Origin of the sequence: Rhodococcus sp. PAE-6 (assembly GCF_025290685.1) — a bacterium.
Lineage (GTDB): Bacteria > Actinomycetota > Actinomycetes > Mycobacteriales > Mycobacteriaceae > Rhodococcus > Rhodococcus pyridinivorans.
Map to the genome: position 1 here is coordinate 1 of NZ_JAOCLZ010000093.1, position 522 is coordinate 522.

General features: G+C 71.5%; 1 protein-coding gene. It reads left to right on the forward strand.

Annotated features, from left to right (window positions below):
- On the forward strand, positions 1-522 hold a 522-nt coding region (locus NVV99_RS26365; protein WP_260783284.1), incomplete at both ends, for a condensation domain-containing protein.

Sequence of the window (522 nt, forward strand, 5' to 3'; positions counted from 1 at the left end):
GCTGGTCGTGCACCACATCGCCGCCGACGGCTTCTCGATGGGCCCGCTCACTCGCGACATCGTCTCCGCCTACGCGGCCCGCGCCGCCGGCGGCGAGCCGGGCTGGGAGCCGCTGCCGGTCCAGTACGCGGACTTCGCGATCTGGCAGCGGGAGGTGCTCGGCTCGGAGGACGATCCGGAGTCGGTCATCTCCTCGCAGGTCGGTTTCTGGCGGGACACGCTCGAGGGTCTGCCCGAGCAGCTCGACCTGCCGGCCGACCGCCCGCGCCCCGCCGTCGCCACCAATCGTGGTGCCCTGCACGAGTTCACCATCGACGAGACGCTGCACGACCGCATCGTCACGCTCGCCCGCGAACGCAACGCGACCCCGTTCATGGTGGTGCACGCGGCGCTGGCGGTGTTGCTGGCGCGTCTGTCGGGCACCGACGACATCGCGATCGGTACTCCGGTGGCCGGTCGTGGCGACGCGGCGCTCGACGATCTGGTGGGCATGTTCGTCAACACCCTCGTGCTGCGCACCCG